Genomic DNA, 973 nt, shown 5'->3' with positions numbered 1-973 from the left:
ACCGGACGCAGTACCGAACCAAGACATAAATACGAGAAATCAAAATACTTTCAGTGTCATTTTTCATCTTAAGTGTCCTATTAATAAGGTATTGAATCACTCACTATTTAACAACAGGAGACTCAAACCCTTCTGGCTTCAAAGTCAGCACTGAGCAATTGACCTTACCCAAAATAGACTCTGCGGTATTGCCTATGATCATGCCAGCAACATTTGAACGGCACACAGTCCCCATCACCAAGATATCAATTGACTGATCATCGACGAATTTGGGTATTTCATTCTTGGGCTGCCCCTCAACTAAATGTATCTCTCGAATACGCCGCTTAGCATGCCCCGTTAGGGCGTCAACTCTCTCTTTCCTAGAGTGCTTTTCTTCTCTTGCCATAGCTCCGACCTCGAAGTCACTGCGCCGCCCCCAAGTACTAAGATACCCTTCACCCGCAAGGTGCCAGATATGAACAATATGCAGCTCTGCGCGATATAACTCCGCCAGGCTCAAAGCTGCATCAAGTATCTGCTGATTCAAGCCGCTATCAACATCAATGTTACTTACATCGATAGCTGCGGCTATTTTCATTTCAGGGCACATTTTTTGGTGGCCAATCGCGAAAGTTGGCGTGGGTGACTTACGCATCAGGTGCATCAAAGTNCTTCCCATAACACTACTATCTTTCTTGTTGGTACTAGGCTTAGAGATGGCAATACAATCATAGTGGCCCCGCAACGCACTTAATATAAGATTGATAAATGCCACGCCTGTTACAACTTCGCGCTCAAATAACACATCAGGAAGCTTTTTTTCTAAGAGCGCAATCATGGCATCCAGCCGCTCAAGCTCAACATTGATTGCGTGCTCTAGGAGTGTCGCAGGAGAGGCTCTCATATAACCCGATATTCTAGAAAAGTCAGCGTCTTCGATTACAGTAATAAACTTAACCTCTAGCGGTTCATCATTGTCACTCCTCAAGCC

Annotated in this window: 1 protein-coding gene; it reads right to left on the bottom strand. The window is 45.0% G+C overall.

Translation table 11 applies throughout. The features are described 5' to 3' along the window. Positions 1-103 precede the first annotated feature (103 nt). Positions 104-973 (bottom strand): universal stress protein (locus A3735_RS06885; protein ID WP_068637818.1); only part of this gene is annotated, 870 nt, incomplete at its 5' end.

The organism is Oleiphilus sp. HI0061 (genome assembly GCF_001635675.1).
The sequence above is the reverse complement of the archived record's forward strand: the minus strand, read 5'-3'. Positions and strand labels throughout refer to the sequence as shown.